A 6638-nucleotide genomic window follows, 5' to 3' on the forward strand; every position below is an offset into this window, starting at 1 on the left:
CGCGTGCGCGACGCCCGGCGTGCCCACGCCGAGCCCCTCGCCGACCGAGCCGCGCCAGGCGCCGGTCTCGGCGCCCCGGGACTCGATGAAGCTCTTGAACTTCTCCAGGTCGGACTCGGCCTGCTTCTCGACGACGTTCAGCTTGTCGCCGGCCTTCTCGACCAGCCCCTCCGGCTCGTACTCCAGGTGCAGCCGGACCATCGTGCGGCCCGCGCCCACCGGCTGGAAGTAGACCGCGCCAGCGTTGGTCGCGCCCTCGGTCGCCGCCCAGGCGACCTTCTGGTCCGGCACCTGCTCCAGGACCCGGGCGTCCCACTCGCGCTTGACGCCGGCGATCTGGGCGACCCAGTGCATCCGCTGGTCGTCGAGCTGGCGCACCTCCTGCACGCCGCCCATGAAGCGGGGGAACTCCTCGAACTGCGTCCACTGGTTGTAGGCGGTGCTGACCGGGACGTCGACTTCGATCGACTTCTCGACCACGGTGGTCATGGCATCCTCCTCGTTCCGGTCGACCTCCCTCCACGCGGGAGGGAGCAGCGTTTCTCGTCCACCGGAATCCCTACCCACCGTCGGACGGCTGAACCGGAAAATGCCGGAGCCGGCGACATCCCGCTGGTCACGGGGGGTCGCCGGCGCCGGCCGTACGTCAGGACGCGGGCGCGATGAAGTAGCGAGCACGGCGGCGGTGGCGGCCGGGCGGCCGCCGGGGCAGCCGGTCCGCTGGGACGCGGGCACGAGGGCGACCTGCTCGGCCGGGTTGAGCTGGCCGGTGGACGTCCGGCCCTCCAGGCCGATGGACTGCCGGGTGTCGACGATGCGCTGCGGCCCGAGCGGCACTAGCCGTCGGTGGCGCCGGAGGCCGCCGATCCGTAGAAGCCGGCCAGGTCGGCGACCACGTGCGTGGTGCCGGTGCCGGTCCGATCAGGAGGCCGGGCCGATGAAGTACCCGGACTGGTCCACGATGGCGTGGGTCGTGCCGGCGCTGCTGTTGTACAGCTCGATGCCGGAGCCGACCGCGACCACCGCGGCGTTCGAGGCGGTCTCGCCCGTGACGAAGTTGACGTTCGAGGCGGTGGGTCGCTGCGTGCCGCCCGGGTACGCGATCAGCACGCCGGACGCGGTCGGGCCGGCCACCGTCACGTTGCCCACCAGCGCGGTCGGGGCCGGGCAGGCCGGCAGGCAGTTTTCCCCGGAGAGGAACGGCTGGAACCGTACGGTCTCGCGGGCGGCGAGCGGCACGGAGCCGCGATCGGGGAGCCCGGTGCCGTTCCGGGTGTCCAGGATCCGGGTCGGGTTGATCGGCACGAAGGTCTGGGTGGCGTCCGGGCTGAACCAGCCGGCCAGGTCGGCGACGACGTGGGTGGTGCCGGAGTTCTGGTTGTGGATGCTGACCCGGCCGTTCACAACCGGCACGGTGACCAGGTTGGGGATGGTCTGCCCGGTGACGAAGTTCAGGTTCGACGCGGTGGGCACCGCCGAGCCGGACGGGAAGACCTTCAGCACGCCGTTCGCCGTCGGCCTGGTCACCGTCACGTTGAGGACGGCGGCCGTCGCGCCGGCGGGCAGCCGGCCGGACAGGTCGAGCGGGCGGGTGCCGTTGGCCGGGAGCGGGACGGCGGCGCCTTCGCGGGTGTCGAGCACCCGCACCGGCGACACCGGGGCGAAGCCGGACCCGGATTCCGCGTAGAAGCCCTGGAGGTCGGCGACCAGGTGGACGGTGCCCTGGCCGGTGTGGTGGAACGAGACGGACCCGTTGATCACCGGCACGGTGACCTGGTTCGGCACCGTCTCCCGGCGATCGCCCTCGCCTCGATCTGGCTGGAGGGACCGCTGCTGCTCGGCCTCGGCGGCACCCAGTTGGCCCTGTTGGCGCTGACCGCGGTGACCGGGGTGCTCACCGTCGTCCCCGGTCGGGCGACCGTGCTGCAGGGCGGGGTGCACCTGGTGCTGCTGGCCGCGTTCGTCTTCCTCGCCGCCAGCCCCTGACCGGGCCGGAGAACGGCGCAGCGGCCGCGTCCCGGTCGCGGAGACCCGGGGCGCGGCCGCTGCGGACCGGCGGTGACCGTCAGGCCGGGGCGATGAAGTACCCCGACTGGTCGACGATGGCGTGGGTGTAGCCGCTGCTGTTGTTGAACGCCGCGATCTGGCCGTTGGCGCCGACCTTGACCACGGCCAGGTTGGACGCCGTCTCGCCGGCGACGAAGTTGACGTTCGACGCCGTCGGCGCCGCCTCGTCCGCCGGGTACGCGGTCAGCACGCCCGCGGCCGTCGGGGCGGTGACGGTCAGGTTCAGCACGGCAGCGGTCGGCCGGGGGCACTCGCCGGAACAGCCCGTTTCGCTCTTCACCGCGAATGGCGCCTTCTGGTACCGGCTCAGCTGCCCGGAGACCACCTTGATCCAGCCGGAGTCGTCCCGGGTGTCGGCGATCCGCATCGGCCCGTACGGCACGTAGGTCTGGTGGGCGCCCGACACGGCGGAGCCGAAGTAGCCGGCCAGATCGGCGACCACGTGGGTGGTGCCGGAGCTGGCGTTGCGGATCATCACCTTGCCGGCGACCACCGGCACGATCACCAGGTTGGGGATCGTCTGCCCGGCCACGAAGTTGAGGTTCGAGGCCACCGGCACCGGCGAGCCGTTCGGGTAGACCTTCAGCACGCCGGCCGCGGTCGGCTTGGTGACCGTCACGTTCAGGATCGCCGCCGTCGCGTCGGCCGGAAGCCGGCCGGCGAAGTCCAGCTGCCGGTCGGCGTTCCCGGCCAGCGGCGTCGACGCCCGGGTGTCCAGCACCCGCACCGGGCTGAGCGGCTTGAAGCCGGAGCCCTGCCGGCCGTAGAAGCCCTGCAGGTCGGCGACCAGGTGCACGGTGCCGCTGCTGCTGTTGCGGAAGCGGATGCCGTCGCCCATCGGCACGGTGACCAGGTTCGGCACGGTCTCGTTGGCGACGAAGTTGACGTTCGACGAGCTTGGCGGCCAACTGTTGTCCTGGTTCGGGTACACGGTGATGAAGCCCGAGGCCGTGGGCTTCGTGACCGTGACGTTGAGGACCAGTGCGGTGATGTCCCGGGCCGGCACGCCGCCGACGCTCGGGACCGGCAGGACGACCTCGCCCTTCGGCGGCACCGCCGTGGTGGTGGCGGTGCCGATCGCCGCCCGGGTGTCCAGCACCCGGGTCGGCGCCACCGGAGTGTAGGGCGCCCCGACCGTGGTGCAGTGGTAGTAGCTGTACTCCGCCTTGACCCGGAAGTCGGTGAAGCTGGTCGCCGTCGCGACACAGCTGCGGCCACCGCGCCGGAACGAGTGGTCCCGCGTCCGGTCGGTGCCCACTCGCCAGTAGCGCTCGTCGTCGAACTTGTAGGCGATCGAGCCGCCCTCGCCGTCGGTCGTCCAGGCGTACTGCGGGGCGGCGATCGCCGTCACCGCGAACGGGTCGGTGCCGCGCTTGCGCTGGATGCCGACCTGGCCGCCGATCACGCCGCCCTGGACCTCGAAGGCGCCCCGGTCGTGGTACCCGGTGCCGGTGCCGGTGTTGGGCACGGCCGGGTTGTCGCTGTGCGGGTTGCCGAGCATGTCGGTGGGGGCGAGCCCCTTGGCGGAGGCGTTGGCCGAGTCGACCGCGGGCGATGTCGCGGCGATCGGGCGGTAGTACCGCCCGCTGCTCATGAGGTTCCCGATCATCGGGTCGGCCGCGATGTCGTGCTGCCCCTGACCGCTGGCAGTGCGGAAGGACGGCAGGTCGGAGTAGTTGGTCCCGCCCCATGAGTAGAGGGCGCCGCCGGTGATCGGGTCGATCAGGTTGTAGTCGACGATCGCGCCGTCCGTCGAGTCCGGCGACACCGTGATCGCGGTGGCCGGTCCCGGGTCGGCACAGGCCGCGCGGAACGGGTGGGTGCGCACGATGTTGTTCTGGATCTCCACGCCGGACGCTGTTCCGGCCACCTCGATGCCCCGCTGGCAGTTGGTCAGGACCGTGTTGTTGGTGATCATCGTATCGGCGGCGTCAGTGACCAGCAGACCGCTGTTGGACAGCTGGTTGTGGACGATCACCGTGCCGGTGACGCCCGGGTCGACCCGCAGGGCGGGATTCTGGGCAGGCCCGTTGCTGAAGTAGTTCCGGCTGACGGTGACATCCCGGGAGGCTCCGGTGAGGTGCAGCGTGCCCGGGGTGCGCGACGCGGTCGCTCCGAGACCGTCGAGGGTGACCCGGGTGGACCCGTCGACCACGAGCGGGGTCCGCTCCGGCGTGCTCACCACGGTGAACCCCTGCACCACCACGTCATGCACGCCGGAGAGGGTGATGACGGCGCCGATGACGTTGGTGGCGTCGATGTTGCCCACCGTGACACGGCCGTTCGGTCCGTTCACGGCCCGAAAGGTGACCGGCGCGTCCACGGTGCCGGAGCGGGTGACGGTGAGCGCCTCCGGGTAGTCACCCGGCTGGACCAGCACCGTCTGGCCGGGCTGCGCCACCGCCGCCGCGGCGGAAATGGTGCAGAACGGCGTTTCCATACCGCCGTTTCCGCCGGGCCCGCAGTCCTTGTTGCTCACGTACAACTCGTCGGCCGCCGCCTGGGTGACCGGCACCGGCGCGGCGACCGCCGCGGGCGCCGCCGGGCCCACCAGGCCCGCGCCGCCGATCAGTGGTACGACCGCGAGCCGTACCCACGCACGTCTGTCCATCAACCGCCCCCGTGACAAGTCGATCATGTTGTGGGCGGAGCGTACCGCCACGCCCACCGGTGTGAGCAGCGCCGATCGGTCGATGCCCCCGACCGTTCGTCCCGTCGTCAGTCCTGTCGTTCGGTGCGTTCGATCTCGGTGAACGCCGTCCCCAGGTAGCCCTCGACCGGCCGCGGTCACCGCGAGCAGGTCGGCGACGAGCAGCGGGGCGTGCCGGGCGATCGCCGCCGGATCGGGCGGGGAGTCGTCCTCCCCCGGGTCGTACACGCCGAGCGCGGAGGCCAGCAGGACCAGCACCACGTGCGCGTCCACCTCCGGCCGCCACGGCGCCGCCGCCCGGACGCAGTGCTCCAGCACCTGCCGGACGTCGTCGCCGTCCAGCCCGTCCGGGTGGGTCTCCTCCAGCAGCAGCCGCACCACCGCGCCGAGGACCAGGCCGGAGCGCTCGGCCCCGCCGAGCCGCGCGGTCGCCGCCTCGTACGCCGCACCGTCGCGGGCCTTCGCGGCCTCGACGGCGTCGGTGGCGGCGACGGCGATCTCGCGGGCCGATGCGGGCAGGTGTCGCCAGGTCACGCTCACCGGGCCAGCATGGCAGAGCCGACCGACAGCGCCCGTGGACGTGCGCTTGATCACGTGGCAGGCGCGAGCGGCGGCAAAATGCGTCGCGACCTGTCAGACCCGGTGGAAAGAATCGCGGCATGCTGCGCCGATCCCTCCCCCGCCGTCCGGAAGCCCGACGCATCCTGCTCGGCACCCTGCTGTCGGCGATCGGTCGCGGCCTCACCCTGCCGTTCCTGTTCATCTACCTGACCGACGTGCGCGGCCTCTCCGATCCGCGCGCCGGCCTGGTCATCGGCTGGTACGGCGCGGTCACCCTGGCGCTCTCCCCGCTGGGCGGGACGCTGATCGACCGGTTCGGCGCCCGCCGGGTGGTGCTGCCGTCCCTGCTGATCGAGGCGATCGGCACCGGGTCACTCGCGCTGGTCGACTCGACCGCCTCCGCGTTCGGGGTGGCCACGGTGATCGCGATCGGCAGCTCCGCGATCTGGTCGGGGCAGAACACCATCCTCGCCTCGCTCACCGCCGACGACGAGCGGCAACGGGTGTACGGGCTGAACTTCGCCCTGCTCAACCTCGGCATCGGCGTGGGCGGCCTGACCTCCGGCGCCATCGTCGACGTCGCCCGACCGGCGACCTTCCAGGCGATCTACCTGCTCGACGCGCTCAGCTACCTGACGCCGGCGGTCATCCTGCTGACCCTGCCGCACGTCGGGCACCGGCTCGCCGCTGGCGCGGTGGGCGCGAAGACCGGCGGCGGGGGTTACCTCACCGTGCTGCGGGACCGCCCGTTCCGCCGTCTGGTGATCTTCGGCCTGGTGCTCACCACCTGCGGGTACGCCCAGATCGAGGTCGGTTTCACCGCGTACGCCGTCCGGGTGGTCGAGGTGACCCCGCGCGTCGTCGCCTGGGCGCTGGCCGGCAACACCCTGATGATCGTGCTCTCCCAGCTGCTGGTGATCAGGCGGATGGAGGGGCGCAGCCGCACCGGCGCGCTCGCGGTGGTCGGCGCGGTCTTCGCGGCCGCCTGGCTCACTCTCGGCGCGGCCGGCCTGATCGGCACCGGCAACGCCCTGGTCGCGGCACTCGGCGTGGTGGCCTGCGCGGCGATCTTCGGGTTCGGCGAGACCATGCTGTCGCCGGTGATGCCGGCGCTGACCAACGCGCTGGCCACCGACGAGCTGCGCGGCCGGTACAACGCGATGAGCTCGATGATCTTCGGGATCAGCGGGGTGATCGGTCCGGTCACCGCCGGCCCGCTGATCGGCGCCGCCGACGGGAAGGTCTGGGTCGCCGTCGTGGTGGGCGGCTGCCTGGCCGCCTCGCTGATCGCCCTCTCCCTGCGCCCCCTGCTCACCGCCATCCAGGACGGCCGGCCCGCCGCCACCGCCGACCGCACCCC

Annotated in this window: 4 protein-coding genes and 1 pseudogene; 2 read left to right on the forward strand and 3 right to left on the reverse strand. The window is 72.3% G+C overall.

Going from position 1 to position 6638, the window contains the following annotated elements:
- Together JNW89_RS23245 and JNW89_RS23250 are read right to left on the reverse strand one after the other, a co-directional pair.
- Positions 1-489, reverse strand: a 489-nt coding sequence (locus JNW89_RS23245; RefSeq protein ID WP_238450492.1) for an SRPBCC family protein, incomplete at its 3' end; no start/stop codon positions are given.
- 432 nt (positions 490-921) lie between these two features.
- A complete protein-coding gene (locus JNW89_RS23250; RefSeq protein WP_238450493.1) occupies positions 922-1761 on the reverse strand; it encodes a hypothetical protein in 840 nt (279 codons plus the stop codon).
- A 27-nt stretch (positions 1762-1788) separates the two neighbouring features.
- Between JNW89_RS23250 and JNW89_RS23255 the strand changes: the two are divergent.
- Positions 1789-1986: pseudogene (locus JNW89_RS23255) on the forward strand (ionic transporter y4hA); the annotation flags it as partial.
- 79 nt (positions 1987-2065) lie between these two features.
- Here JNW89_RS23255 and JNW89_RS23260 read toward each other — a convergent pair.
- The gene (locus tag JNW89_RS23260) at positions 2066-5257 is read right to left on the reverse strand and encodes a right-handed parallel beta-helix repeat-containing protein (RefSeq protein ID WP_238450494.1); all 3192 of its coding nucleotides are present in this window, start codon (positions 5255-5257) and stop codon (positions 2066-2068) included.
- Between the two features lie 119 nt (positions 5258-5376).
- Between JNW89_RS23260 and JNW89_RS23265 the strand changes: the two genes are divergently transcribed.
- Positions 5377-6638 (forward strand): MFS transporter (locus JNW89_RS23265; RefSeq protein ID WP_238450495.1); only part of this gene is annotated, 1262 nt, incomplete at its 3' end.

Source organism: Micromonospora sp. 4G55 (assembly GCF_016803375.1).